Origin of the sequence: Paenibacillus sp. DS2015 (genome assembly GCF_050433705.1) — a bacterium.
GTDB lineage: Bacteria > Bacillota > Bacilli > Paenibacillales > Paenibacillaceae > Paenibacillus_AQ.
On sequence record NZ_JBNPWS010000004.1, the window covers coordinates 220,548 to 246,285 of the forward strand.

Here is a 25,738-nt window from a genome sequence, read left to right on the forward strand (position 1 = left end):
TATTAACAAAATATTTCAATTTCGTGATTAGCTTCTATGAGCTATAATTCGATCTCCATTATTCATAAATGTTAAGCACCCTATTCCTCTAATGGTTATCCTCACAGGAAAAAACAATGCTTGTTTATTCGAATAAAACCATCTTCTTCCTTGCTTTACGACAATAATCAGCCCCTCCTCATTACCTAAGGGAGTGAAATCCTCATGATCCTCTTTCCAGTTGGGAATCCCCAGATCATTCATACCACGTACAAACGGTACTACTTCTGGTACCACGATTCCTATTTCACTTACACATAACAAATCTATTCTCATATTAAAGGGGCGCTCTATTGCATTATCTAGAGAATGCCGAGCGATGAGTTCAACAATATTACCCGAAGGATCGTAGAAATAGATGGAATGTGAATTCCACTCTGGGCAATCATACACAATCTTACTGTCTTCTTCCGCAAGTGGAATACAGTTAGCCATCCAAGCACGTGCTTCTTCTAGCGTATTGTGTGGAATGTTCATTGTGAAATGATAGAAGGGATTCTCATGTAACTGTTCATGTTGTTCAAATATCAGCAGTGTTTGCCCCACTCTAACCGTAAAGGCATGATCATCACTATCTTCACAATCACACATCATAATATCAGTATAAAATGTCTTCATTTCTTCTAATCGGTTCGTACATAGTGATATTGTCTCAATGTGCATACCATTCAACCTTTTCTATATAATCATGGCTTCGGGAGCATCTGGAATATGCCCTGATTTATTGATTTTAGTGGATAGGTAACGACGATTATAATCACTAATATCTCCCCAAAGCGAGATATGGTCAATAGCTGAAAGCCCATTCTCACGTAATGCCTTCAGTTTTTTAGGATTATTTGTAATAAGAGTGACCGGCAATTCACGAAGTGTATTCAGAACAGCAATAGCTTCATCATAAGAGCGAACATCATCTTCGAAACCTAGAGCATTATTCGCCTCGACTGTGTCGTATCCTTCTTGTTGCAAAATATAAGCCAACGATTTAGAGAATAACCCAATGCCTCTACCTTCATGGTTAGATAAATAAAATAGAGCGCCACTTCCCTGTTCCACAATCATTCTCATGGACTGGTGAAGCTGAAATCCACAATCACAGCGCTTGCTCCCAAAAATATCACCTGTATGACATATGCTGTGCATCCTTACTAACGCTTTATCTGAGTTCTCAAAATCACCATATACAAGTACAGAAGATTGTTGATATTCCGCAAGGTTTGCATGTACTAACGCGTTCAGAATATCCGCCTTCTCAGTAGACTTTCCATCCAGATTGAGCCATGTGTACCATTTAAAATGGACAATGCCTTCATCCAATTGCACTGGAAGATCTATGGGACCCACAAGACATAGGTTTTGACCTTGGGGACTCGCTATAACATTCATTTTATGAGATAAAAGATTTATAACGTCCGTGGTAATCATACATATTCCTCTTCTCTAATCTATAAGTTCAACGCCGAAATAATTAGTTACTTTATGTAAGTTAGTATATATTCATTAATTACGTATGTCAAGTAATAAGCTTTTTATTTATTACTATATATTTAAAAGTGGTTTGGCGCTATACTATACATATAAAGAGGTGAATCTACTATGAAAACATCTGAACTATGTCCTCGCTTTGAGAAGGGGATGGAGATTATTAACCGCCGCTGGTCTGGGTTTATTATTTACAAGCTGTTAACAGGACCACAGCGTTTCTGTGCGATCGAGACTTCACTTCCCATCAGCGGCAGACTTTTATCAGAAAGATTAAAGGATTTAGAACAAAGTGGAGTAGTAAAAAGAGAGGTTTTTCCAGAAACCCCTGTGCGTATAGAGTACTCTTTGACAGAAAAGGGGCGTGCCCTGGAGCCTATTATTCGAGGAATTGAGCAATGGTCTCAGGCATGGGTAACGGTTGATCATGAATCGAAAGATGAAATGGTAAATGAATAAGAAATATTAATGAAAGTTAACCTTTCTAATATTTCAAATAAAAGGCGCCTGCTGAAAGCAGATGCCTTTTATTTATTTTTATTCACTCAACTTCCTACCTACAATAACTAAATCACGCTCTACACCATCTAACACGGCAACATTCGGTAGGAGTCCCCATTGAATAAAACCATATTTAGAGAGTAGCTTCAGACTTGCTCCATTATGCCCGAATACGAAACCTACTAAATTACGAATGCCCAGTCTTGGGCACTCTACAATAGCTTTATCCAACAATATACTGCCTACGCCCGCCCCCCGATACTCCTCAGCCACATAGATACTGATTTCAGCAGTACCGTTGTATGCAGGTCTCCCATAAAAAGATTGAAAACTCATCCAACCAACCATATGATCACCGTTCTTCATCACCCACAGCGGTCTATGAAAGTCATTATGTTCATGGAACCATGTCAATCTACTGTCCACAGTGACAGGCTCTAAATCTGCTGTTGCTTCTCTTCCTGCTATCGTAGAGTTGTAAATATGAATAATAGCGCTTAAATCTTCGAGTTGGGCATAATCAATCGTATACTCTTGTAGTTTCATACCTTATCTCCTCCGACATTAGAGTCCAACTTGCTGCTCACTCCATATCCACAGCTTCTCAGCTTCCTGCATATTTATGGCATGTGGCTTGAGCTGCTGTATTTGTTTTTTATAATAATACTCGCCACTCACCTGACTTACTTCAGGAGCTGTAGCTAAATAAATGCCCGTCTCTGCTCCTTGCTCTGGTGTCAAAAAGAAGGGGTTTAACAGCGCATATATACTTTTGCCAAATCCCGTCTTACGATCAACACCAAGACTCGTGCCTACTGCACCTGGATGTAGGCAATTCACAGTAACATTCGTACCTTTTAGCCGCACAGCTAGCTGTTTAGTGAATAGAATATTGGCCAACTTAGATTGAGCGTATCCCTTCGCCACGTTGTAACCCCGCTCCAAAGAAGGATCTTCAAAATGAATTTTCCCCACTTTGTATGCACCAGAAGATACATTCACCACTCTACCCTGCTTAGCCGCTTGAAGTGCCCCTAAGAGAAGATTTGTAAGCAGGAAATGCCCTAGATGATTCGTACCCAGATGCATCTCGAACCCATCCACCGTTAATTGACGCTTCAAGGAAACAACGCCAGCATTGTTAATTATGACATCTAGCACCGAGTATTTAGCTTCAAATTCAACAACAAACTGGCGAATACTTTCTAAATCTCCTAAATCACACAACATCAGCTCAATCTGCTTCGATCCACTCCGTCTAATTGCCTCTTCCTTAGCCCTTTCACCACGTTCTGCACTTCTGCACACCATAATAACATGAGCACCTCTTCGTGCCAATTCTACTGTCGTCGCAAGCCCCATCCCGGAGTTGGCCCCGGTTACTACAACAATTGCATCGTTCATATTTCCTCTTCCTCTCTTACTAGCTTAACGCTTACTGAACTTCATACATGTATTCATTTCTCAATTTTAGATGACTTTATTATATAGAAGTAGCTACACAACTTCACTTGATTTTTCTTTTTATAGATTAGGGGTCTATAATGTAATGAGAATGCCTCATGTCTTGATGAGATACGAATATAGATGAAGAAAGGAATTAAATTTCATGAATGAACGATTAGCACAACTTGACTCAACCATGCAGCAACAAGGCCTAGATAGCCTGCTGATCACTGATCCCAAGCACGTCTATTATTTAACAGGATTCGCCAGTGATCCACACGAACGATTCTTAGGATTAACCCTTACACGCGGAGAAGAGCCTGTATTGATCGTACCTGCACTAGATGCAGAGGCTGCACATGCCGCTTCTTCTGTTCAACATATTGTAAGTCACACCGACACGGATAACCCATACTTACTGCTCCAGCAACAATTGAAGGGAAATATCCGTTCACTAGGAATCGAGAAGGAACAGCTTACCATTGCAAAATATGAGCTACTACAACAATTTCTTCAGGTACAAAGTTATCAAGATGCTGGCCCGTTGCTTCGAGATATCAGAGTTCAGAAAACACCCGAAGAAATCGAGCGGTTACAGCGTGCCATTGACCTCATTGAAGAGGTACTACGTCAAGGTCTGACACAAGTTAAAGTAGGTGTGACCGAAATTGAAATCGTTGCTGAAATAGAATATTTAATGAAAAAACTTGGCGCAGATGGCCCTTCTTTTCAAACAATGGTTCTCTCTGGACCAAATACAGCTCTACCACATGGCTCTGCTGGTCAACGTAAAATTCAGAATGGCGATTTATTGATGTTCGATATGGGTGTGTTTGCGAATGGTTACGCTTCGGATATTACGCGCACATTCGCAGTAGGGGATATTAGTCAAGAATTAACCACGATCTATAACACTGTACTTGAAGCAAACCTTCAAGCCATTCATGCCATTAAACCAGGTGTAACTTTAGCTTCTATTGACCAAGCCGCACGTAGCGTCATTGATCTTGCTGGATATGGTCCACAGTTCTTGCATCGACTTGGACATGGACTTGGCATGGATGTTCATGAATATCCTTCTGTTCATGGAAGCAACCAAGATCTTGTACAAGCAGGTATGGTATTCACAGTAGAGCCTGGAGTTTATGTGTCAGGGCTGGGTGGCGTACGAATCGAAGATGATATTGTTGTTACGGAAAAGGGTGTAGAAGTATTAACCTCATTCCCTAAAGAATTGACTGTTATAGGGTAGTTGGAAAGACTAAGCGTGCTCATGAATAGTCCTATCATCTGTGGAGATGCTCTTTTTTAATTAAAAGACTGATATAACAGGAAAGGCCGACCTAGGAGATGATCCTGGGTCGGCCATTTTAGGTTGCATAAGGAGATGCTACACCTACAGAGTATACCTAGAAGAGTAAATCAACCCCACATAGAAAGAGAAATCAGCTAGTGCGAGACTTTATTTTTATAATCCAACGATCTAAAAAGAAACCAATAAAATACCAAAATCCTAAATCAGTTAAATAAACAATCGTTAGTGGGATATTTACTTTTCGTGCAAATCCAAATGATTCATAAATCCAAACCAGTGGGCTAATTAAAGTCAATAATATATTGTAGTCGTCGTTCCCTGAGATATTTACTATAATGACCAACACCGATATTAGGATTAACCAAAAGCGAAATGATCTCACAGCTCATAATCTCCATACAAATATTTACATAATACTATAACATACATTCATAAAAATTATATATTCCACAATACGCTTACTCGTAGTATATTAACTTGATTCTCATCATCGAGCTTCAATCAGCCGCCTACCCTAGCCACCATTAATAAGGGGCACCCTTCAGGGTGCCCCTTATTAATTCACTAAAAGACTAGCTTATGAAACACACATCTCTACTTATCTTCGTCAAACTTAAAGCTCCGCGCAACATAGAGAAAGGGTGTCCCTACAGCCGTCAATACAAACTTGATAAGATATGTGGTGATTAAGATCTCTACCCATATATTCCATTCATACTCACCCATAAAAGCAATCGTACAGAAGATTAATGTATCCACAAAAGAGCTAATCATGGTACTGAGATTATTCCGAATCCAGAATTGCCCATGCGTAGAATAGTATTTACGGATCCAACTGTATAGCCTCACATCAAGGAATTGACTGATGAAGTAGGCTGTAAGACTAGCTATAGCTAGGCGTGGCATAAGCCCAAATATTTGTTTGAGTGAGGTATGAGCCAGATCACCCTCTTGCGGTGTAAAGACTAATGCCATCTGCATAATAACCGTTGTCATCAACAAGGTGAAGAAACCGAACCATACGGCCTTGCGTGCTTCTTCACGGCCATATTTCTCATTAAGCAGATCACTGGTCATATAAAGACTGACATACATGGCATTGCCGAGCGTCATGACAATTCCGAACATATCAATCGTCTTTGTGACTTGAATATTAGCAATGACCGTAGCTACACCGATCCAGGCGTATAGCCCTTTTTTGCCAAATAGACGGTAACACAATACAAACAGCGAGAAATTGACGAGCACATAAAAAATGCCCCATATGAAATTAAACATGAGTAATCCTCCTAGTTTTGATTACGCGGGATGGTTACGAACCGCGGATTGATCACTCCAAAGCGACCAAAACATGTATCACTTTATCATAGAATGGACTAGAAGGCTAGACAATAATCAAGTAGAAACGGCAATGCCGTCCTTTTTCAAAGACGGCACCCGTTTCAGCGGAAATATAAGGAATAGAGTATCAAGTATCAATTTCATAATTACGCAAATCGATTTAGATGCATCGGCGATTATGAAATTGATTCAAGTGAAACTTATACTTTCTTATATTTAGAAAAAGCCAAAGCAATTGCTGCTTTGGCTTCTCATATTTTTTATTCAAACATTCAGACTGACCACTTACTTACACTTGTGAAGTATCTAACTCTATATTGCGGTCATTGTAAACTTCATGATCATTCTCTCTTAATATTTTGCTGGAAATAAGGCCTGAGGTCATGGAACCATTCACGTTCAGTGCTGTACGGCCCATATCAATTAGAGGTTCCACAGAGATCAGTAGACCTGCTAAGGCAACAGGTAGGCCCATCGTAGAGAGGACAATTAATGATGCGAATGTTGCCCCACCCCCAACGCCTGCGACGCCAAAGGAACTGATGACGACAACCAGAATCAATTTCAGTATGAAATCCCAACTTGTTGGATCGATCCCTACGGTTGGAGCAATCATCACCGCTAGCATCGCAGGATAAATACCCGCACAACCATTCTGACCAATCGTAGCCCCAAAAGTCGCTGAAAGATTCGCGATTCCTGTCGATACTCCGAGTTTCTTCGTTTGCGTCTCTACATTAAGTGGAATAGAAGCTGCACTAGAGCGCGAAGTGAATGCGAATGTTAGTGTAGGCAGCACTTTTTTGAAATATACCCGTGGGTTGAACCCGAACAGCGTAAGCAATATCAAATGAATAATGAACATAACGATCAAAGCGACATAAGAAGCGATAACGAAGGTAATTAACTTTAATATTTCTTCTATATTCGTCGTAGCGATTGTCTTAGTGATCAACGCCAAAATACCATAGGGAGTCAGTCTCAATACAAGCGTAACGATCCGCATAACAACGGCATACACTGCATCGATCATATCGCGGAATGTCTGAGCCTGCTTTGGCTTTTTACGATCTATTCCTAGAACGGCTACACCAATAAAGGCTGAGAAGATAACGACAGCAAGCGTAGAAGAACTACGGGCTCCCGTCATATCTGCAAATGGATTCGTCGGGATGAACTCGAGCATTTGCTGCGGTATCGATTTATCTTCCACGTCACCAAGCTTCTCCTCTAATTTCAAGCCCTGTGCCTGTTCTTTGTCACCGCTCTGTATTTCAATAGCCTGTAGATCAAAACTCAGCGTAGTGATAATACCAACGGATGCGGCAATTGCCGTCGTCATCAGAAGAACTGCAATAATAGAGATAGTCATTTTCCCAAGATTCTGAGCACCCTTTAAATTCATGATGGCAGAGATAATCGATACCATGATAAGCGGAATCACGATCATTTGAAGCAATCCAACATAACCGTAACCTACCAAGTTAAACCACTCCGTGGACTTACCTATAACATAGGAGTCGGGTTTGAAGAAAAATTGGAGAATCACGCCAAATACGATCCCGAGTCCTAAACCAGTAAATACACGCTTAGTGAAGGAAATATGTTTCTTCTGCATCCATACCAGTAATCCAATGAGAACCAGCATAACGATAATATTAATGATAATCCATAAGGTATTCATTATATTGTTCTTCCTCCTAAATGAAATATTTAACTTCATATAAACCATAACCACTTATAGGATAACCCTAACCACATAAAAGACGATTCATATCATAGCATATAACCGAGTATATTTATAGGTTTAATTATTTACATATAAAATCATTACCATTATTCCTAATCATTCGGTATCTATGGTTACTTGTTACTTTTATCCTCTCCACAATGGTTATCCTTATTCCTATGTATGCTGAAATCCCCCTCCTCATTATGGTATTAATCGCCTCATAAAGAACTAGGTAACCATATATAAAAGGATGTCTCTCAGGTTATACAGACCTGAGAGACATCCTTTTATATGAATCTTATAATAACGGATCGATTTACTTCTCTTATATCTACTTACATATGCCCATGATGGTATACACTGCCTGCATATCCACATGACTCCGAACGATATCCGCGACACGATCAAATTCCTGCTCCTTGCGCATGCTAGTACTGATAGTGTGACTTACTGGGATAAGCCCTTTATCCACACGAAGACGATTAAGCCAAGCATCTCGGATAGAGTCATTATGGAATATCCCATGCAGATATGTTCCCCATTTGCTACCATCCGGCGTTCCCCATCCTTCATTCTCCACTTGCCCCTCTAAATGCTGAAGATGAAATAAGGGCACAGCTTGACCTTGTTCCAAACATACCGTTTCACCCATATGGATCTCATACCCTTCCACAGCCATAGTGCCACTGCAAGATTCCATGAATATGGGATGTTCTGGAGCAACGGTTCCTATGACGCGAACCGTCGTTTTCTCCTTCAGAAACGTAGTTGAGACAGGAAGATAACCCAACCCTTTGGCGCTACGAGGTTCACCTGCCTCCACTGCATAGGGATCATGCAACACCTCACCAAGCATTTGATACCCTCCGCATATGCCTACAATCTGTGTATTTGTAAGTAGCGCTCGCTCCAAAGCCTCTTCAAATCCCTGCTTACGAAGATATTCTAAATCGCCAATCGTATCCTTAGTCCCAGGTAAAATAATGACGTCAGGTTGTCCTAGTTCCTCTATTGTCCTCACATACCGAAGGGCTACATCTTGTTCCTCTCGTAATGGATCAAAGTCCGTAAAGTTGGAGATCCGTGGATATTGAATCACGGCAATATCAATGTCCTTGTGATCGTTATTTAACAGTCGCACTGCTTCTAGAGCAACAGAATCCTCAGCCTCGATCTTTATTTCCTCAATAAAGGGAAGAACTCCGAGCACGGGAATACCCGTCCGTTCCGTAAGCCATGTTAACCCGGGTTCTAGTAAGGTTATGTCCCCTCTAAATTTATTAATAATAAAACCCTTCACTCTATTACGCTCATGGGGTTCAAGTAACTCTAGCGTTCCAACGATAAAAGCAAATACACCCCCACGATCGATATCTGCGATCAGGATTACAGGGGCATCTGCCCAGCCTGCCAAATTCATATTGACAATATCATTGCTTTTCAGATTAATTTCTGCCGGACTTCCTGCACCCTCCATCACCACGATGTCATATTGCTCACGCAAACGACCTAGTGCATCCATCACGATGTCTTTAGCTTTTGGCAGAAACAGATTTCGATAATCTAAAGCACTCATCGTCTGAAAGGGCGTCCCATGGACTACAACTTGTGAATACATATCCTTAATGGGTTTAATTAGCACCGGGTTCATATCTGTCGTAGCCTGAATACCACATGCCTCAGCCTGTACGCCCTGTGCGCGGCCAATTTCTTTACCATCCTCTGTCACATAAGAGTTGAGAGCCATATTTTGTGACTTGTAAGGAGCCGTAAGATAGCCATCTTGCGTGAAAATACGACAAAAAGCCGTAGTGATGACACTCTTGCCTACGTCTGAGGCTGTTCCCTGCATCATCAGCACGGTAGCTTGTTTTGTACCTTCACATATATTTGATTCTGAGTTCTGCATATTCGCTCCACTTCCTATATGTGTTGGTGTAATATGACTAGCAGAAGTAGCATGACCACTTCTAAAAATTCATTGAGTGCCCCATAGGTATCACCAGTTAATCCACCTAACTTAGCGATCATTGCTTTGGCCATCCAGACACCCATGATCCAAGCGATTAGTGGAAGTACGATCCAGCTTATGAATACAGGGGTCCATAATTGATCTCCCCCACCCATCATCGGTAGCACTATTGCTGCAAGACCTGACAACAGAATCGCCCACAACAAAGTCAGACGTATGGGTCCTCGGCCTAATCCTGAGAAATTCGCCGCTAAACCTTCCTTCCCCCGAGCAGTCGGCCAAGCCGACATCGCGTACACCATAAACCAGCGACTCCAAATCATAGGTAACAATAGGAGACCCGAGTAACTCCTATCCACCAGAAGGGAATAAATTAACGAAACTTTCAACATAAGAAGTAACACACAGGCTAGAACACCCATGGCTCCGACCCGACTATCCTTCATAATCTCTAACATTCGATCACGGGAACGGTAGCTTAGAAGACCATCAGCTGTATCCATCCAGCCATCCAAATGCAGCCCGCCTGTCACGCCAACCCATAATAGAAGAGTCAAGACAGCCGCTGGAAGTGGGGGAAGTAATAAGGAAAATATAGCAGCACCTGACCATACGAACAAACCAATAGCCGCGCCAACAAGTGGATAGAATTTCACACTTTGACGAAACAACTCGGGTGAATAATCAAGATTCCCACGTACGGGGAACCGAGTTAGAAATTGAAAAGCGGCCGCAGCCGCTTGCCTCCATTTGCTCATAACTTATACTCCAACCTCTTCAGTTCAATTGGAATCCCTGCCGTAACTAGAAATACCTGTGAGCAAACACGAGCCACTGCCTGATTCATAAGCCCAGCAAAATCACGGTACAGTCTCCCAAGCGGATACTCCGGTACGATACCGTCGCCCACTTCATTCGTTACGAGAATGAGATTTCCTGGATAAGATGCCACTAGTTCAACAAGTCGCTGTATTTCAACTTTCACCTTCCAAGTTACCTCATGCTGTTCTTCTACAGACAGCAACACATTGGATAACCACAGTGTGAGACAATCCACCATAATTGTAGGAGCTTTCGCCCCGTTCGTGTGATCTGTCTGTCCCCATTCTTGAAGAAGCTCAGCTAAATTTATAGGTTCCTCTACAGTTGTCCAAGCGTAGTCCGCTTGACTACGCTCCATCGTATGAAGTGCAATGCGCTCCCGCATCTCATTATCGTAAGCTTGCGCCGTTGCGATATAGATTGCCTCGGGTGCTAATATCTTGCATAGCTTCTCAGCAAAAGCGCTCTTCCCACTACGTGCACCCCCAGTTACGAGAATACTCATTCGTTATTCTCCTGTGCCCCTGATGATATTCCAGCACTCTCAAAGGTAGCCATTTCACTAACAATTCTACAGGCTGCATCAATAAGATGTAGACAGATAACGCCCCCAGTTCCTTCACCGATTCGCATATCCAGATGCAAGACAGGACTTAGATCTAGTTGTTCAAGAAGTAACCGATGTCCTTGTTCATGAGAAACATGTGACACGACCATATATTCAGATGCTACAGGTGAAATCATCTTAGCGATCAAGGCTGCCGCGCTAGAAATGAAACCATCGATAACGACCGGACAACGATTAGCTGCGGCACCTAGAATGACACCTACGAGCCCCCCAATCTCAAGCCCACCTACCTTAGCTAACACATCCAACGGATCTGCGGCATCAGGTGAGTTAACCCGAAGCGCTTGCTCCACTATTTTTATTTTATGTAATAACTTTGCATCATCCAACCCTGTTCCTCTTCCGACAGCGTCTTTTACTTCTATGTTCGAGAGCGCACACATGACAGCAGCACTTGCTGTCGTATTCCCAATCCCCATTTCTCCTGTTACGAATAATCGAACACCTCGTTGTACAGCTTCTTGAACAACTTCTGCTCCAGTGAGAATCGACTGAATAGCTTCATCATGTGTCATGGCTGGGCCTTTGGCCATATTTGCTGTACCATAACGAATCTTGCGACTTAGAAGGTTAGGGTGAGACAAATCGCTCATAACGCCTATATCCACACATACCACTTCGGCATCTGCATGACGAGCAAGGACATTAACAGCGGCTCCACCTGCTAGGAAATTGTGTATCATTTGCGGAGTAACTTCCTGTGGGAAGGCACTTACGCCCTCTTCACATACGCCATGGTCTGCTGCCATAATAATAACTTCGCGTTTCGTGAACGTTGGTTTCACTTCGCCTGTAATTCCCGCAAGCTGGACAGCTAGTTTCTCTAACTTCCCTAAACTACCTGGAGGTACCGTCAAATTTGCAATGTGTGCTTGTGCTGCCGCCATAGCTTCCGTATCTAGTTGGCTTATTTCGCCAATCTGTTCCAAGAAATCATATTTCATTATTTATCCTCCTAATTATTTGATAATAGTGTTATAGCCAAAATAAAAATCAGTGTTGAGAGATCTACTTATCCAACCTACGTTAATTTCACTTCAGCTTACTACGAGCAAGGAGCACTTGGGGAACCTCAATATCGGGATGATTCACAATGACAGGATCGACCTCATACACATCTTGAATACGACTTTCAGTTAAAATATCCTGAGGTGTACCCATGCCGGCAATTTGACCTTCCTGTAATACCAACAGCTTATCACAGAATTGTGCAGCCAAATTCAAGTCATGTAAAACAGCAATCACAGTAATTCCTGAATTCGCACGCCAATTCGCTACTAATTCCATAAATTGAAGTTGATAATGAATATCCAGAAATGTCGTAGGTTCATCAAGTAACAATATTTGTGGCTCCTGTGCCATTACCTTCCCTAGTGCCACTCGTTGTCTTTGCCCTCCACTTAATTCAGCAACAGAACGATCCGATAGCTCAAGCAACTCTAATCTTGCCATAATTCCCTCTATAAGAATATCCGCATGGTCAACTTGATCGCGACCTAGCCAATCCTGAAAGGGAAATCTCCCCATCTCCAGCACATCCCGTACAGGGTAGTCCATTGCTGGAAGTCCATCCTGCTCTAGTACTGCCATCATCTGAGAGAGTACTTTACGACTATAGCCTTTGATATCCTTACCTTTAATCGTAATGTCACCAGAAGTCATCTTCTCCACACCAGATATCAATTGTAGTAATGTCGATTTACCGCTCCCATTCGGACCAATAATTCCCCACCATTCACCTTCCTGCACTGTCCAGTTCACATCTTGAAGTACCGCAAGGTTACCATAACTTTTTCCTACATCATTCACTTGAATCATAGCATCATCCCTCTCTTCTGCTTTTTATTCCTATATAACAAATAAGCAAAGAAAGGTGCTCCAACAAAGGCAGTAACGACACCCAGTGGAATTTCAGTCGGTGCAAGTAAGGAACGGGCAACCGTGTCCGCCAATACCATGAATATTCCCCCACCGATCGCAGACAAGGGAACAATGAGCCTATAATCTGGACCTACAATCAGTCGAATCATATGAGGAATAACTAGACCAACAAAACCAATAATACCAGAGACCGACACGGCCGCGGCTGTCAGTAGCGTAGACACTAACAAGATACTGATCTTGAGCCCTTCTACATGAAGTCCGAGATGAGTGGCCTGACGCTCTCCAAGGGATAACAAATTAAGTGACCTAGCGCGACTCCATATGAAGATTAATCCGAGTAATAGATACGGGAAAAGGATGACCGAATACGACCATCCTCGCAAACTCAGACTTCCCATTGTCCAGAACAAAATTTCGTTAATGGTTTTGCTAGACATTGCTGATAGAAAGGCTACAATCGCTCCCAAAAATGATTGCATCACTACCCCAGACAATATCAGACTATTTGTTGGGATCTTTCCACCTTCTCTTGCTAGAGCCAATACACCCCACAACGTAATTACACCAGCCACAAAAGCCACAAGCGGTAACGTCCATACCCCAAATAATGAATACTGGAGACCGTAAAAGATAAGAATAGACGCCCCTACAGCTGATCCAGAAGATACCCCAAGGGTATAAGGATCTGCTAATGGATTCCGAAGAACACCCTGAAAGCCTGAACCCGCTACAGCGAGTGCCGCTCCTACCAACATACCCAGAATAATCCGCGGAAGTCGTACTTTGATTACTATCTGTTCAAAAGATACACTCCAAGTAGGCGTCACAGCATCCCCAATCCAAGGTAAGCGATGTATTAAAATCATAACGATATCTTTCACCGGCAGCTTTACTGAACCTATTCCTAGACAAATCAGTAAAGTCAGCACTAGCAGTATGATCCCGACTCCGACATAACCCGCTAGCTTCTTACTCATTATTTAAACAAATCCGGATAAATAGCTTTCGCTACTTCTTTAAGCCCTGCCGTTGCTCTAGGTCCTGGACGACTTAGCAAGTTATCATCCATACCGAATACAGCTTCGTTCTTCACAGCCGTTATTTGATCCCAGCCACTACGTGCTTTAATAATCTCGTCTAGACCCTTTTTCGTTGTATCATCAATGACATTCTTAGAGTATAGAATCACATCAGGGTTATCCTGAATAATCTTCTCTTCACTAATCTCATTCCATCCTACCATGTCAGATGCTACGTTAATCCCTCCGGCAAGAGTAATCAACTCATCCATGAATTCTCCCTTACCTACAGTCCAACCTGGAGAGAATTCTACATATACTTTCTTTTTCAGTTCAGCAGTAACCGATTTAACCGCTTCAATCACTTCGTCACGTTCTTGTTTCATCTGATCCGTAACCACTTTAGCTTCAGCCTGATGGTCGGTAATTTGGCCATATAGCTCAATATTGCTTAGGATATCATCTACTGTCTTCGGATCCGTCTTGAAGATTTGAATTCCCATATCACGCAACTTCTTCACTGCTTCTTCACTCATCGAAATCCCTGTGAATACAATATCCGCTTCAGCCGCAATAATAGCTTCTTCATTTGGTTTCATGATCCCCCCCATTTTTGGCTTGGACACAACAGCCTCTGGGTAATCATCATAGTCAGCCACACCTACAATTTCACTATCAAGACCGATCGCGAATAACGCCTCCGTCTCTGCAGGCGACACGGATACGATGTGTTTAGGGGCCTCGGTGAAAGTGAATGACTCCCCTGTTGAATCCATTACCGTTAATGGATATACCGTTCTTAGTTCATCTGTTGTCGCTGGCTGGTCCTTAGGCGTTACAGATTGCTCTACCGTTGGTGTAATCTGTGCTTGTTTGTTGGTAGTGTTATTTGCACCACATCCAGCAAGTGATAACGCCAGTACTAGTGCGAGTAGGCCTGTGGTCCACAACTTCATTAATTTATTCATATGATTTCTTAACTCCCCTTCTATCTGACTAACATATAACAACAAAAAAACCTGATCCTTTATGCAAAGAATCAGGGATTACGTCTACAAGACTTTATGTTGCTCATAAATGTCCAGAGTACTCTAACTAGAACTTACGCCAGTAGGTACTTATTTGCATACGTAATCCTTTCCTCGAAGGACCGTCATTCTTCTCATAGGCAGGTCTCCTGACTTACAGGTAATCAACATCCTAGCCTTCCCATTCTACCTTATGGCAGAACAGTGACATAGAAGGATATCTCCTGTTATACAGTGGCGGGACCGTGCTGGATTTACACCAGCTTCCCTTTTAACCCGAATGAACAGCAAGCAGATAGACTAAACTAAAGTTTTCCCCCACAGTTCTATAGACTCTAAAAAAAATCAATAGTAAGGTTGGTCTTCAGTTCATTCTATATAGTCAGTTTGCCTTACGGGACCTTGAGAATCAACAATATATAATTGATTGTTCGAACGCTACATCTCTGTTGATGATTATAGGTGAAAAGCATGACTGTTACAACCAAGTTTTTGTAATTTCAACGGGTTAGTTCGATCGATTCCATCAAAAATATATGATCTCCATATATGAATACTGCCAAGCAAATAGGATATTTCAATACTCACCACGCAAAGTACCTGTCCAACATTCATCATCTAAAGTGAGTAGTACCTTTACTAAGCTCCCGGGTTCTACAGACAAATCCCAGAAGGATGTCTGTGGAATAATCATCGTTATTAGCTGTCTGATTACCCCGCCATGCGTAACAATGAACACCGATGGGTTCGTACGATCTCCTCCTGACTCAGACGCTAATGGGATTAAGCTATGTAGAAAGTCCTTGATCCTTCCGTGAAATAAATCCCAAGCTTCTCCATTCGGCGGAGTGATTATCTGTGGATCATCTAGCCATTCACAATACAGAGGGAGTCCCTTTAATTCTTCATATGTCCTTCCTTCCCAATCCCCAAAATCCATCTCTCTCAGACGGCTATCATAAACGACACCGTCTAGAAGTTCGGGAGCGACAAAAGCAAGACTTTCTCGGCAACGTTTAAGATCACTACAGACTATTTTATTAAACTTTCTTCCACTGACTTGACCCCGCAGGGGGATCAATTGATCTCGCGCTTCTTCTAATATACTTTGATCACGATGTCCCAAGTAGCGTTTATCAACATTCCACTGTGTTTGGCCATGGCGCATCAATAACAGCTCCAACGTCACTGCCATAATGTCCCTCCTACAACCCATATAACAAACAGACCTACAACTACAAATGCCAATGATGTCAGGATCATGAGTCCGATCGTAGCTTTGATATCACTTGCATTCATAATCCGCGTTGCTTCTCCCATATAAGCTCTGAAAGATACAATCCCTTGATACCTGTTCTCGCCACCCATTCTTATACCTAAGGCTCCAGCAACGGCAGATTCAGGAAAGCCACTATTAGGACTAGGATGGAGCCTCGCATCATGCTTTACAGTTCTGTACGATCTCTTATAATCTAGTCGCATGATTCTAGCGCTAATGATTAGTAATACCGCTGTGATTCTTGCAGGGATATAGTTGGCTATATCATCTAATCTGGCTGAAGCCCAGCCCAAATTCATGTACTTCTCATTCTTATAACCTACCATGGAATCTAACGTATTCACTGCACGATAAGCTATAGCAAGCGGTGCGCCTCCAATCAGGGCATAGAATAATGGCGATACAATCGCATCTACGATATTCTCGGCTACCGTTTCTACCGTTCCACGTACGATCTCAGACTCTTCTAGATGTTCCGTGTCACGACCCACAATCATGCTAAGTGCATGCCTAGCAGCAGGTAAATCACCCCTACTAAGATGACCGAATACTTCCATTCCCGCAGCTCTCAATCCTTTGACAGCAATCGTAGTGGCTATAAATATTGACTCCGCTATCCATGCAGCCCAGGGCTGGATCATATATAGCCCTTTCAGAATTCCCCATGTCAGTGCAAAAGAACCCCCTACCAGAACAATCGGTAAGAGTATACCTGCTTTTTTTAGAGCGGCAGGTTGGCTAAAGTATCGGCGTATAAGTTTTTCTATACGCTTTATGGCTTTACCCATAAAAATAACAGGATGAGGGAGCCAGCGCGGGTCACCTATCCATAGATCTATAACATACGCGGTTATTACAATCCATATGGCATTCATAACCATCATCGAAGACTTGCCTTGGCTGCTATAAGGCTCTCCATCACGGTTCCATACACGATACGTCCAATAGCCGCACCTAGTTCAGTCGCCGTTCCAGCATATGCATGCGTTGCTACATATGCCTTGTGCTGACTAACTCCGAGCACAATCGCATCCGTAGTCGTTCCCGTGGCCACTAGACCATTCTCGGAATCGCGTATATCTAGATCAGCAAGCGCCGCCGCCTTTGCCTCTACCGCCGTCATGATTGCATTCACCATGGCTGCTTGCGTCAATTGACCATCAATCATTAACATTATATTAATCGTTCCCGCTCTGTAGGCAGGAAAAGTAGTTCGCTCTGAACCCGCTCGCGCACCATTCGATACTCCAGCTGTTGTACAACAGAAGAGAGAGGCAGACTCCCCTTGTTCCTCCAATACTGCCGCATGTTCTAACTTAACCGCAGTTAGTAATCCTGCAGTTGATTCAAGTGGATAGTTCCACTCCCCGAGCCATTTCGTAATATCTCGTTCAGGATCGTCGCATTCATAGAAACGATCTACATACCTATTCGTAACCCGGTTAATATAACCTTTGCCTCCACCGTGAACCGCACTACTAAGGCTATCTAAAAGAATTGGTGAATGCAGTAATAGATGTTGATCTTCTCTAGTCAAAGTGAGTTCAGGCCATACTGTAGAATGATATTGCTTCGTTATACCGTCCACAAAAGGTGTTGTCATCATTACAGCTCCTATTCTTGTGATCCAATTTCAGATCTGTCCGTTAATACTTCTAACATTTCCTTAAGCAGCACACGATTAGCTTCATATCCCTTAACTGCTATTCTGATATACTGTGGCCCAAGCCCAGGATACATCGCACAACTACGAATGAGTATACCTCTCACTCCTAGCTCACGCTGCAACTCTTCAGCACTCCAAGGATGTGGCAGCTCCACTAAGAGGAAATTGGCCTCTCCTGGACTTACCACGCACCCGAGATCCTTGAGGCCCATCATCAGAACTTTACGTTCGGTAGAGATCACCTCCATCGTTCTCTGCTCATATTCCTCGCTAAGTTGCAGACAAATCTCGCCTGCCAGCAAAGCAAGTCCATTCACACTCCATGAGACTTGTTTACCCTGCATGCGCTTCACAATTTGAGGATTCGCCAACGTATAGCCTAATCTCAAGCCCGGAATCGCATAGAACTTCGTCATGGAACGCACGAACAGAAGATGCGGAAATCGAGCAAGTTCGGATAACAGTGACTGCCGCTGTTCTTCCGGAATGAAATCAATAAAGGCTTCATCCACTACGATATATGTATCATATTCCTCAGCCGCTTCAGCTAATGTTCGTAACTCTTCCAGTCTATACTGCACACCATTCGGATTATTCGGCTGTCCGATGAATAGAAGGTCAACCTGTTGTATTAACTGCTCGATAACACTCACCGGCGCCTTCCAATCGTCTTCTCTATTTCCATATACAGCGGACACCTCTGCGCCAAACTGCTCCGATAATTGACGATATTCAGAGAAGCATGGCTCGATAACCCCCACCTTCCGTGGATGAAGAGCAAGTAATAGGAGCGCCATACACTCAGCCGCACCATTCCCTACACAGATAGCATCTGTTGTTACGTCTAGCTTCGCTGCTAGAATCTCTTTGAACTTACGGTGACCAGGATCAGGATATCGGATAATAGAGGCTACAGCGTCCTGAAGGCTCTCCAATACTTCGTGAGGAGGTCCAAGCGGATTGATATTAGCGCTGAAATCAAGGAAAGTATCTACTCCTCTTCCGTAAAGTTGCGCTGCACTCTCTAAGTCACCACCATGTCCATATACTTCGAGCATTTCTTCATTCCCCCTACGCCTTAATTTAAGGTTGATCTTGTTATTATCATGCCGCTTATTCAACTACGTCAATGTCTCTTCTATTTCCCCTTTTGTTTCTCTACAACATTTCGTTTACAATGACAATGGATATACTAGTTATATATCAGTTCATATAAATGGAGGATTCAGACCATGCTGTTTATCGATAATCAAGGGATTCACGATCCTGCAATTAATCTCGCCATAGAAGAATATGCATTACGACATTTACCTATGGAAGAAAGCTACCTGCTTTTCTATATTAATCGTCCTTCTATAATTATAGGCAAACATCAAAATACAATTGAAGAGATCAATCAGGAATACTGCAAGAATAACAATGTACAAGTGGTACGTCGTTTATCTGGTGGAGGCGCTGTATACCATGACCTTGGTAACCTAAACTTCAGTTTTATTACCAAAGATGATGGACAATCTTTTCATAACTTCTTGAAATTCACTCAACCCGTGATCGATGCGTTGCATCAGATGGGCGTCAATGCCGAAATGACAGGTCGTAACGATCTTCAAGTAGGTGAACAAAAGATTTCGGGTAACGCTCAATTCTCCACACGTGGTCGCATGTTCAGCCATGGTACATTAATGTTCAATCTTAATCTGGATGATGTACAAGCTTCACTACGTGTTAATCCTGAGAAGTTCAAATCCAAGAGTACCAAATCGGTGCGTAGCCGTGTAGCTAACATTAGTGACCTGATGGAAGTTACCATGACGATTGAAGAGTTCCGTTCCGAGTTACTTCGTTCGATCTTCGATATGGACCCAATCGATGTTCCACAATACCATTTAACAGATAAAGACTGGGAGAAGATCCACGAAATTTCCAAAGAACACTACCAGAATTGGGAGTGGAACTACGGTAATTCACCAGAGTCTAATGTGAAGCATACGAAGAAATTCCCAGCTGGTATTATCGATTTACGCATGAACATCAGTGAAGGTCGTATCCATGATATCAAGATCTATGGTGACTTTTTCGGCGTAGGTGATGTTGCTGATATCGAGAATACATTACGGGATAAGCGTTATGAAGAGGCTGAGGTTAGAGAAACGTTGGAGAAATTTGAGATCCAACACTACTTCGGTAACATTGAGCTAGATGATTTCATCGGGCTGGTATTTCTGGAAGGGTAAGTATGTATACAAGGAGCGGGTTCCACTTAGGAATCCGTTCCTTCTTCTACCTTCTACCTTACACCTGTTTATTCTCAATGATCTCAACAAATTTAGTAGATGTGGGTGATAACGGTACACTTTTCAAAAAACATACGCCTATATTTCTCTTTGGTATCTCTTCATCTAGTTGTACTTCATATAACAATCCTTTATTTAAATAATCTTGGGAAAATTCTTTAGTTACACATGCGATCCCTAAATTTATCTTTGCAAACTCCAATAATAAATCATGTGAGCCTAATTCAAATTCTGGCGAAACCCTTATTCCTTTAGATATCATATAATCCTCTACATACTTTCTAGAATTTGATTTCGGCTCAAGTAAGATTAACGGCAGTTTTACAACTTCATCAAGACTTACCGGTTTAGATAATATCGTCTTATACTTCTCCCCACAAACAAAAATATCATGAATGTCAATACAGGATCGTAGTTCTAACGTAGGATCATCAAGCGGAAAATTACAAATTCCAATATCGACCTCACCCGATTTCAATATGGAACAGATCTCTAATGTTGTGCCATTAACAATCTTGAACTTAATATTAGGATATCTGTTATGAAAAACTTCTAAATAGGGAAGTAAAAAGTACCTAGAAATCGTATCACCTACGCCTATCTTTAACTCACCCGTCGTTAGATTCTTGAATTCCAGAATTTTCTCTTCTCCAACATGAATTAAATTAATAGCCGAATTTGCATACTCAAATAAAATACTACCTTCGTTTGTTAAAGATACCCCTTTTGGTGTTCTCTTAAAAAGAGTTGTATCTAACTCCTTTTCTAATTGCATAATCGCTTGACTAACAGCGGGTTGTGTCATGTAGAGATCTTTTGCCGCCTTGGAAAAGCTTTCACTTTTTCCCACCTTACAAAATACTTTATATAAGTCCAATTTGCCTGCCATATAAGTTCTCCTTATGTCTGGTATTCTATATATTAATTTTACTTATATCATTAGATTGATGTATATTACAAGTACAAGCAAACAAATAATCTAAATTAACTTTAATGGTTATAAGGAGCGATTATATTGGAAAGAGTCGTTGGAACAGTGGTTAGAGGTCTGCGTTGCCCAATCATAAATCGAGGGGACAATATAGAGGAAATCGTTGTAGATAGTGTGTTAAAAGCTGCAGAAGTTGAAGGATTTACCATTAATGATAAAGATATCGTTACGATTACGGAATCCATCGTTGCTCGTGCTCAAGGTAATTATGCTACGATCGATAATATCGCTAAAGATGTAAGTTCTAAATTTGGAGAAGAAACGGTTGGCGTTATATTTCCGATCCTAAGTCGTAATCGTTTTGCAATCTGTCTTCGTGGTATTGCAAAAGGGGCTAAAAAAGTTGTTCTCATGCTTAGCTATCCATCTGATGAAGTGGGTAATCACTTAGTCGATATAGACATGCTTGATGAAAAGGGCGTTAATCCTTGGATAGATGTTCTAACAGAACAACAATTCCGCGATCATTTCGGGATTAATAAACATCCTTTTACCGGTGTTGATTATATTGCTTACTATAAATCGTTAGTTGAAGAGTATGGTGTTGAATGTGAAGTTATATTCTCCAACAATCCAAAAACCATTCTAGAATATACCAAGAACGTTCTTACTTGTGATATACACACAAGATTCAGAACGAAGAAAATATTATTAGCCAATGGCGGAGATAAAGTGTATAGCCTCGATAACATTTTATCAGAGTCTATAGATGGTAGTGGATATAATGAAGAATACGGTCTACTTGGATCCAATAAATCAACAGAAGATGCTGTGAAACTTTTTCCACGGAATTGCCAACCTACCGTTGATACAATACAGGATATACTCAAAGAAAAAACAGGCAAACATGTTGAAGTCATGATTTACGGAGATGGCGCATTCAAAGACCCCGTGGGTAAAATATGGGAACTTGCTGATCCCGTTGTATCCCCAGCTTACACAGCAGGACTTGAGGGTACACCTAATGAAGTAAAGTTGAAATATCTTGCCGATAATAACTTTGCTGATTTAAGAGGTGAAGAACTTAAACAAGCTATCTCTCAATATATTAGCAATAAAGAATCAGATCTTGTAGGCTCGATGGAAGCCCAAGGGACTACACCTAGAAAGCTTACTGATCTTATAGGTTCTCTATCCGATCTAACTTCAGGAAGCGGAGACAAAGGAACACCGATTATCTTTATACAAGGATATTTTGATAACTATACAAACTAATCTTAATAACTCAGGCTTACTTGATAAATAAAAGGCTATCCTCACGCTCAATAGAATGAGTGTTAAGGGTAGCTTTTCTGTTTCTTTCAGCAATACGAATTCCGTCCCTCTGCTTTACCACTATCTGCACTGAGATTGTCCCCGTCAAGCCTGTATCTAACAAAACATGCTCTAAGTGAAGCTCTTTTCCCCGCTAATCAATTGACAACGTCACGAAAGGATGCCCGTAACTCACCTTTATGTTCACCTCTGCCCCTGTACTCCTTCCTATTGCTTCACCTTCAGCTCGCCCTTTCGGTGATCTCGATTTTCCTTGACGCGCTTTGTTTACAAGTGTAAACTTTGATTAACGTTTACACCTGTAAACAAAATCATTCGAAAATGGTGATGACTATGAACAATCCTCCACACATTACTGAAGCCGAAAGTGTAGTGATGAAGCTTCTATGGCAGAAGGAACCTTTGTCAGCTATTGAAATCATTTCCGAGTTGAAGAATCAGATGCACTGGTCGGATCAGACGATAAAGACATTTATTAATCGGCTACACAAGAAGAATGCTATTCGATTTGAAAAGTCTGGTAGGAACTACTTATATTATCCACTGGTTTCACACAATGACTATATAAAAGTAGAGAACAAATCCTTCCTAGATAGGATTTATAATGGGGCCGTCGGAATGTTGTTTGCTAAATTTCTCGAAGAAGAAAAACTCTCCGAAAAAGATATTGAACAGCTTCAACAGCTTTTGGAAAAGGCGAAAAGAGACGATAGCTAAGCATATCGTCTGATAGAAGGAGAGCTCGTACATGAAAATAATAGAAGCGATTTTTTCCCTCATGTTGACCGCATCCCTGGCATCAACTTTAATCATATTGCCTTTGCTCTTGATTCGGAAGCTGCTTAACAAGCGACTTGGCCCTAGAATTTTCCTTATATTGTGGTTTATTGTATTGATTAGACTACTTGTTCCTATAGCTCCACAAAGCCCTGTCAGCCTGTTTAATCTTATCCCACAGGCAATGCAGTATGAATTTATTTTACATAAAAAGAGTGATATGCATGAAGTTTCGGCGTAAACCAACTTTGAATCCAGTGTAGCTTTACAGAATAGCGAAGAAGAAGTACATCTTAGTCCTGGTCCCCATCCAATGGAAGAACTAAGTTCTATAATCGTAAATCCATACCCCAAAGCGAATCCGTATGCAACAGATTGGGATTGGCTAGATAACATGCTAACGATCAGCTCACTTATATGGCTTGTAGGACTTATATCCTTGGGTCTGTACTTCCTATTTCTTACCCTGGGATTCAGAATAAGAGTTGGAGAATCCCGCAAGTTAGACAACAAAGAGGTACTCTTCATTCTGGAGGCGTGCAAAGAGAAATTGGACATTACAAAAACGATTCCTATTTATGAGACCAATACCCTCCATAGCCCTTGTATTTATGGCCTGACGAAGCCGAGAGTTTATTTGCCCGAGGATATCGTAACGATTGCCCCTCACGCCAGCTTACGCACTACATGAACTGACCCACTATAAACGTAAAGACTTATGGTTCAATTCTCTGTGGACGCTGACTGTAATGATCCACTGGTACAATCCAGTTGTGTGGCTTTCCATGAGAAAAATGAAGGTCGACCGGGAGGTCGCATGCGATGCAAGCGTACTTGAAGTGCTTGGCGAGCAGGAATCTTCATCCTACGGTATGACACTCCTTATGCTGTCACGGTTATTTTCTCAAAGCTCTTCCCCCCAGGTCAATCTTTCGCATTTCTTTGACAACAATAATAATATGAAACGGAGAATTACAATGATCGCAAAGTTCAGAAAAGGTTCGTATAAACTATCTGCTGCCGCTATAATCTTGGTTCTTGCCTTGAGCGTCATCTTGCTCACCAATCGGGCGGGAACTACAAAGATCGCCGATTCGAACGTTAATGCTAACACAGGCCCCATGGAGGAAATGACTTCTTCGTTCAAGATCGTCAGACCGATAGATACGTTCAAATGGTTCAATAATCTGGATCGAGCGAACGATTTTGCCAATTTTGACTTTAAAGTACCTGACTATCTGCCCGAAGGTTATCAGCTTAGGAATGTGGAATTGAATAAGCTTTTCAGTAGCGCTAATCAAGCTGACCTTATTGATATAGTAACCATTACTTTTGTATCCAATTTCGGAACAAAAGACGAAAAAAACATGTATTTGATCGCTTCCAAAGGTAAGGGTACTATGCTGAAGCACAATTTATTGTGGGGCGCTCCGTATTCACAACAGGCCGGACTAGCTCCTTCTACCCAGCAGGACATGGTTACGATGGGCAATATCAAAGGTACTTTATTCACGAAAACGCAAGGCAACAAGAACAAGCAGGAAATAGCCAAAAGCTTCCTCTGGCAGGACAGGGACGTATCGTACGCGATCAATTATCATAGCGAGAATAATACCTTACAAGATGAACTTCCTCAGAACCGGAGGAACATCACGCAAGGGGAGTTGGCAAAAGTCGTGCAATCCTTTACTTTCCCGCAGCAGATCCAGCATGTCCGTTACGACGGGGAGGGAAATTCATTTCCTCTAAACGATCAGACGGATTTGCTCGAAGCGAAGAATATTCTCGGCTTTACGGTGAAGCTCCCGTTCGACTTACCCGACACTGGGCTGACGCTGATCGACTCGACATTGCTGAAGGCTGGAGATCAGAACACCGGGTTCTCGTTTCGACAGGGATCGGATGCCCTGTGGAATACCTATCACGCAGCATACGATTCCCAAATCTATGGCCAGAACGACGAGCTCTCGCTTTATCAGAGCCAAACACCGCTTTTCGATACGACCAGACTCTCGCTCATTCGGAAGCTGGAGATGAACGACATCGAAATCTCAGCCTACGTCGACAACGATCATATTTACTTTGGACCCCTCTATTCTGGCAACGGCTTAGACAAGACGAAGGTCAAAAGTCAAACCTATTACTCTTGGAAACAAGATGATATTTATTATGCCGCCATCTTCTTGGGTATGGACAAGAACCAAGAAGAAAACCTGAACAGTCTGGTGCTCGCTCCTCTTCAATAGA

General features: G+C 42.0%; 26 protein-coding genes and 1 riboswitch. Of the genes, 8 read left to right on the forward strand and 18 right to left on the reverse strand.

All coding sequences use genetic code 11. The features are described from left to right. Positions 1-27: 27 nt before the first annotated feature. Positions 28-657, reverse strand: a complete 630-nt coding sequence (locus J2T13_RS06075) for a VOC family protein (RefSeq protein ID WP_429369317.1) — start codon at positions 655-657, stop codon at positions 28-30. Between the two features lie 60 nt (positions 658-717). After that, the gene (locus J2T13_RS06080) at positions 718-1,464 is read right to left on the reverse strand and encodes a GTP cyclohydrolase II (RefSeq protein ID WP_429369319.1); all 747 of its coding nucleotides are present in this window, start codon (positions 1,462-1,464) and stop codon (positions 718-720) included. A 171-nt stretch (positions 1,465-1,635) separates the two neighbouring features. Between J2T13_RS06080 and J2T13_RS06085 the strand changes: the two genes are divergently transcribed. Then, complete coding sequence (locus J2T13_RS06085; RefSeq protein ID WP_429369321.1) at positions 1,636-1,980, forward strand: winged helix-turn-helix transcriptional regulator; 345 nt, start codon at positions 1,636-1,638, stop codon at positions 1,978-1,980. 78 nt (positions 1,981-2,058) lie between these two features. Here J2T13_RS06085 and J2T13_RS06090 read toward each other — a convergent pair whose 3' ends face one another. Both J2T13_RS06090 and J2T13_RS06095 read right to left on the reverse strand, forming a co-directional pair. Further along, complete coding sequence (locus J2T13_RS06090; protein ID WP_429369323.1) at positions 2,059-2,568, reverse strand: N-acetyltransferase family protein; 510 nt, start codon at positions 2,566-2,568, stop codon at positions 2,059-2,061. Positions 2,569-2,586: 18 nt separating this feature from the next. Then, entirely contained in the window at positions 2,587-3,426 is an 840-nt protein-coding gene (locus J2T13_RS06095; RefSeq protein ID WP_429369325.1) for an SDR family oxidoreductase, read from the reverse strand. A gap of 205 nt (positions 3,427-3,631) precedes the next feature. Here J2T13_RS06095 and J2T13_RS06100 point away from each other — a divergent pair, with 205 nt between their 5' ends. Further along, positions 3,632-4,720, forward strand: a complete 1,089-nt coding sequence (locus J2T13_RS06100) for a M24 family metallopeptidase (RefSeq protein ID WP_429369327.1) — start codon at positions 3,632-3,634, stop codon at positions 4,718-4,720. Positions 4,721-5,377: 657 nt separating this feature from the next. Here the strand turns inward: J2T13_RS06100 and J2T13_RS06105 are convergent. The 13 genes from J2T13_RS06105 to cobD all read right to left on the reverse strand — a co-directional run bounded on the left by J2T13_RS06105 (position 5,378) and on the right by cobD (position 19,212). Then, entirely contained in the window at positions 5,378-6,061 is a 684-nt protein-coding gene (locus J2T13_RS06105; protein WP_429369329.1) for a queuosine precursor transporter, read from the reverse strand. Positions 6,062-6,413: 352 nt separating this feature from the next. Then, positions 6,414-7,808, reverse strand: a complete 1,395-nt coding sequence (locus J2T13_RS06110) for an L-cystine transporter (RefSeq protein ID WP_429369331.1) — start codon at positions 7,806-7,808, stop codon at positions 6,414-6,416. Between the two features lie 379 nt (positions 7,809-8,187). Continuing rightward, positions 8,188-9,765, reverse strand: coding sequence for a cobyric acid synthase (locus J2T13_RS06115; protein WP_429369333.1), 1,578 nt, complete (start codon positions 9,763-9,765; stop codon positions 8,188-8,190). A gap of 14 nt (positions 9,766-9,779) precedes the next feature. Then, entirely contained in the window at positions 9,780-10,586 is an 807-nt protein-coding gene (gene cobS, locus J2T13_RS06120) for an adenosylcobinamide-GDP ribazoletransferase (RefSeq protein ID WP_429369335.1), read from the reverse strand. Next, positions 10,583-11,155, reverse strand: a complete 573-nt coding sequence (cobU, locus tag J2T13_RS06125) for a bifunctional adenosylcobinamide kinase/adenosylcobinamide-phosphate guanylyltransferase (RefSeq protein ID WP_429369336.1) — start codon at positions 11,153-11,155, stop codon at positions 10,583-10,585. The genes cobS and cobU overlap by 4 nt, the downstream gene beginning before the upstream one ends. After that, complete coding sequence (gene cobT / locus J2T13_RS06130) at positions 11,152-12,222, reverse strand: nicotinate-nucleotide--dimethylbenzimidazole phosphoribosyltransferase (protein WP_429369338.1); 1,071 nt, start codon at positions 12,220-12,222, stop codon at positions 11,152-11,154. Before cobT ends, cobU begins: the two co-directional genes overlap by 4 nt. Positions 12,223-12,310: 88 nt before the next feature. Continuing rightward, on the reverse strand, positions 12,311-13,096 hold the full coding sequence (locus J2T13_RS06135) for an ABC transporter ATP-binding protein (RefSeq protein ID WP_429369340.1): 786 nt from the start codon (positions 13,094-13,096) through the stop codon (positions 12,311-12,313). Further along, the gene (locus tag J2T13_RS06140) at positions 13,093-14,139 is read right to left on the reverse strand and encodes a FecCD family ABC transporter permease (RefSeq protein ID WP_429369342.1); all 1,047 of its coding nucleotides are present in this window, start codon (positions 14,137-14,139) and stop codon (positions 13,093-13,095) included. Before J2T13_RS06140 ends, J2T13_RS06135 begins: the two co-directional genes overlap by 4 nt. Continuing rightward, the gene (locus tag J2T13_RS06145) at positions 14,139-15,149 is read right to left on the reverse strand and encodes an ABC transporter substrate-binding protein (protein WP_429369344.1); all 1,011 of its coding nucleotides are present in this window, start codon (positions 15,147-15,149) and stop codon (positions 14,139-14,141) included. The genes J2T13_RS06140 and J2T13_RS06145 overlap by 1 nt, the downstream gene beginning before the upstream one ends. A 182-nt stretch (positions 15,150-15,331) precedes the next feature. After that, positions 15,332-15,513, reverse strand: a riboswitch (cobalamin riboswitch). 273 nt (positions 15,514-15,786) lie between these two features. Continuing rightward, positions 15,787-16,404: a histidine phosphatase family protein gene (locus tag J2T13_RS06150; protein WP_429369346.1), complete on the reverse strand. Its 618-nt coding sequence runs from the start codon at positions 16,402-16,404 to the stop codon at positions 15,787-15,789. Next, a complete protein-coding gene (gene cbiB, locus J2T13_RS06155) occupies positions 16,395-17,363 on the reverse strand; it encodes an adenosylcobinamide-phosphate synthase CbiB (protein ID WP_429369451.1) in 969 nt (322 codons plus the stop codon). The genes J2T13_RS06150 and cbiB overlap by 10 nt, the downstream gene beginning before the upstream one ends. A gap of 5 nt (positions 17,364-17,368) precedes the next feature. Beyond that, a complete protein-coding gene (locus J2T13_RS06160; RefSeq protein WP_429369348.1) occupies positions 17,369-18,094 on the reverse strand; it encodes an adenosylcobinamide amidohydrolase in 726 nt (241 codons plus the stop codon). Positions 18,095-18,102: 8 nt separating this feature from the next. Next, complete coding sequence (gene cobD / locus J2T13_RS06165) at positions 18,103-19,212, reverse strand: threonine-phosphate decarboxylase CobD (protein WP_429369350.1); 1,110 nt, start codon at positions 19,210-19,212, stop codon at positions 18,103-18,105. Between the two features lie 174 nt (positions 19,213-19,386). Here cobD and J2T13_RS06170 point away from each other — a divergent pair, with 174 nt between their 5' ends. Continuing rightward, a complete protein-coding gene (locus J2T13_RS06170; RefSeq protein ID WP_429369352.1) occupies positions 19,387-20,388 on the forward strand; it encodes a lipoate--protein ligase in 1,002 nt (333 codons plus the stop codon). Between the two features lie 58 nt (positions 20,389-20,446). Here J2T13_RS06170 and J2T13_RS06175 read toward each other — a convergent pair whose 3' ends face one another. Next, entirely contained in the window at positions 20,447-21,337 is an 891-nt protein-coding gene (locus J2T13_RS06175) for a LysR family transcriptional regulator (RefSeq protein ID WP_429369354.1), read from the reverse strand. Positions 21,338-21,463: 126 nt separating this feature from the next. Here J2T13_RS06175 and J2T13_RS06180 point away from each other — a divergent pair, with 126 nt between their 5' ends. The 5 genes from J2T13_RS06180 to J2T13_RS06200 all read left to right on the forward strand — a co-directional run bounded on the left by J2T13_RS06180 (position 21,464) and on the right by J2T13_RS06200 (position 25,737). Further along, on the forward strand, positions 21,464-22,654 hold the full coding sequence (locus tag J2T13_RS06180) for a coenzyme F420-0:L-glutamate ligase (protein ID WP_429369356.1): 1,191 nt from the start codon (positions 21,464-21,466) through the stop codon (positions 22,652-22,654). Positions 22,655-23,047: 393 nt separating this feature from the next. Continuing rightward, on the forward strand, positions 23,048-23,431 hold the full coding sequence (locus tag J2T13_RS06185) for a BlaI/MecI/CopY family transcriptional regulator (protein ID WP_429369358.1): 384 nt from the start codon (positions 23,048-23,050) through the stop codon (positions 23,429-23,431). A gap of 31 nt (positions 23,432-23,462) precedes the next feature. Beyond that, on the forward strand, positions 23,463-23,732 hold the full coding sequence (locus tag J2T13_RS06190; protein ID WP_429369360.1) for a M56 family metallopeptidase: 270 nt from the start codon (positions 23,463-23,465) through the stop codon (positions 23,730-23,732). Between the two features lie 72 nt (positions 23,733-23,804). Continuing rightward, positions 23,805-24,182 carry a M56 family metallopeptidase gene (locus J2T13_RS06195; protein WP_429369362.1) on the forward strand — a complete coding sequence of 126 codons (378 nt, stop codon included), beginning with the start codon at positions 23,805-23,807 and terminating at the stop codon, positions 24,180-24,182. Then, the gene (locus J2T13_RS06200) at positions 24,151-25,737 is read left to right on the forward strand and encodes a M56 family metallopeptidase (RefSeq protein WP_429369364.1); all 1,587 of its coding nucleotides are present in this window, start codon (positions 24,151-24,153) and stop codon (positions 25,735-25,737) included. The genes J2T13_RS06195 and J2T13_RS06200 overlap by 32 nt, the downstream gene beginning before the upstream one ends. The last annotated feature ends 1 nt before the right edge of the window (position 25,738 follow it).

Bases quoted from the DNA above. Each gene is read 5' to 3' on its own strand.
- cbiB (WP_429369451.1), bottom strand. From the start codon at position 17,363: ATGAATGCCATATGGATTGTAATAACCGCGTATGTTATAGATCTATGG.
- J2T13_RS06115 (WP_429369333.1), bottom strand. From the start codon at position 9,765: ATGCAGAACTCAGAATCAAATATATGTGAAGGTACAAAACAAGCTACC.
- J2T13_RS06145 (WP_429369344.1), bottom strand. From the start codon at position 15,149: ATGAATAAATTAATGAAGTTGTGGACCACAGGCCTACTCGCACTAGTA.
- J2T13_RS06075 (WP_429369317.1), bottom strand. From the start codon at position 657: ATGAAGACATTTTATACTGATATTATGATGTGTGATTGTGAAGATAGT.
- J2T13_RS06080 (WP_429369319.1), bottom strand. From the start codon at position 1,464: ATGATTACCACGGACGTTATAAATCTTTTATCTCATAAAATGAATGTT.
- J2T13_RS06170 (WP_429369352.1), top strand. From the start codon at position 19,387: ATGCTGTTTATCGATAATCAAGGGATTCACGATCCTGCAATTAATCTC.
- J2T13_RS06195 (WP_429369362.1), top strand. From the start codon at position 23,805: ATGGAAGAACTAAGTTCTATAATCGTAAATCCATACCCCAAAGCGAAT.
- J2T13_RS06150 (WP_429369346.1), bottom strand. From the start codon at position 16,404: ATGGCAGTGACGTTGGAGCTGTTATTGATGCGCCATGGCCAAACACAG.
- J2T13_RS06160 (WP_429369348.1), bottom strand. From the start codon at position 18,094: ATGATGACAACACCTTTTGTGGACGGTATAACGAAGCAATATCATTCT.
- J2T13_RS06110 (WP_429369331.1), bottom strand. From the start codon at position 7,808: ATGAATACCTTATGGATTATCATTAATATTATCGTTATGCTGGTTCTC.
- cobT (WP_429369338.1), bottom strand. From the start codon at position 12,222: ATGAAATATGATTTCTTGGAACAGATTGGCGAAATAAGCCAACTAGAT.
- J2T13_RS06090 (WP_429369323.1), bottom strand. From the start codon at position 2,568: ATGAAACTACAAGAGTATACGATTGATTATGCCCAACTCGAAGATTTA.
- J2T13_RS06140 (WP_429369342.1), bottom strand. From the start codon at position 14,139: ATGAGTAAGAAGCTAGCGGGTTATGTCGGAGTCGGGATCATACTGCTA.
- cobU (WP_429369336.1), bottom strand. From the start codon at position 11,155: ATGAGTATTCTCGTAACTGGGGGTGCACGTAGTGGGAAGAGCGCTTTT.
- J2T13_RS06135 (WP_429369340.1), bottom strand. From the start codon at position 13,096: ATGATTCAAGTGAATGATGTAGGAAAAAGTTATGGTAACCTTGCGGTA.
- cobD (WP_429369350.1), bottom strand. From the start codon at position 19,212: ATGCTCGAAGTATATGGACATGGTGGTGACTTAGAGAGTGCAGCGCAA.
- cobS (WP_429369335.1), bottom strand. From the start codon at position 10,586: ATGAGCAAATGGAGGCAAGCGGCTGCGGCCGCTTTTCAATTTCTAACT.
- J2T13_RS06095 (WP_429369325.1), bottom strand. From the start codon at position 3,426: ATGAACGATGCAATTGTTGTAGTAACCGGGGCCAACTCCGGGATGGGG.
- J2T13_RS06085 (WP_429369321.1), top strand. From the start codon at position 1,636: ATGAAAACATCTGAACTATGTCCTCGCTTTGAGAAGGGGATGGAGATT.
- J2T13_RS06100 (WP_429369327.1), top strand. From the start codon at position 3,632: ATGAATGAACGATTAGCACAACTTGACTCAACCATGCAGCAACAAGGC.
- J2T13_RS06185 (WP_429369358.1), top strand. From the start codon at position 23,048: ATGAACAATCCTCCACACATTACTGAAGCCGAAAGTGTAGTGATGAAG.
- J2T13_RS06105 (WP_429369329.1), bottom strand. From the start codon at position 6,061: ATGTTTAATTTCATATGGGGCATTTTTTATGTGCTCGTCAATTTCTCG.
- J2T13_RS06175 (WP_429369354.1), bottom strand. From the start codon at position 21,337: ATGGCAGGCAAATTGGACTTATATAAAGTATTTTGTAAGGTGGGAAAA.
- J2T13_RS06190 (WP_429369360.1), top strand. From the start codon at position 23,463: ATGAAAATAATAGAAGCGATTTTTTCCCTCATGTTGACCGCATCCCTG.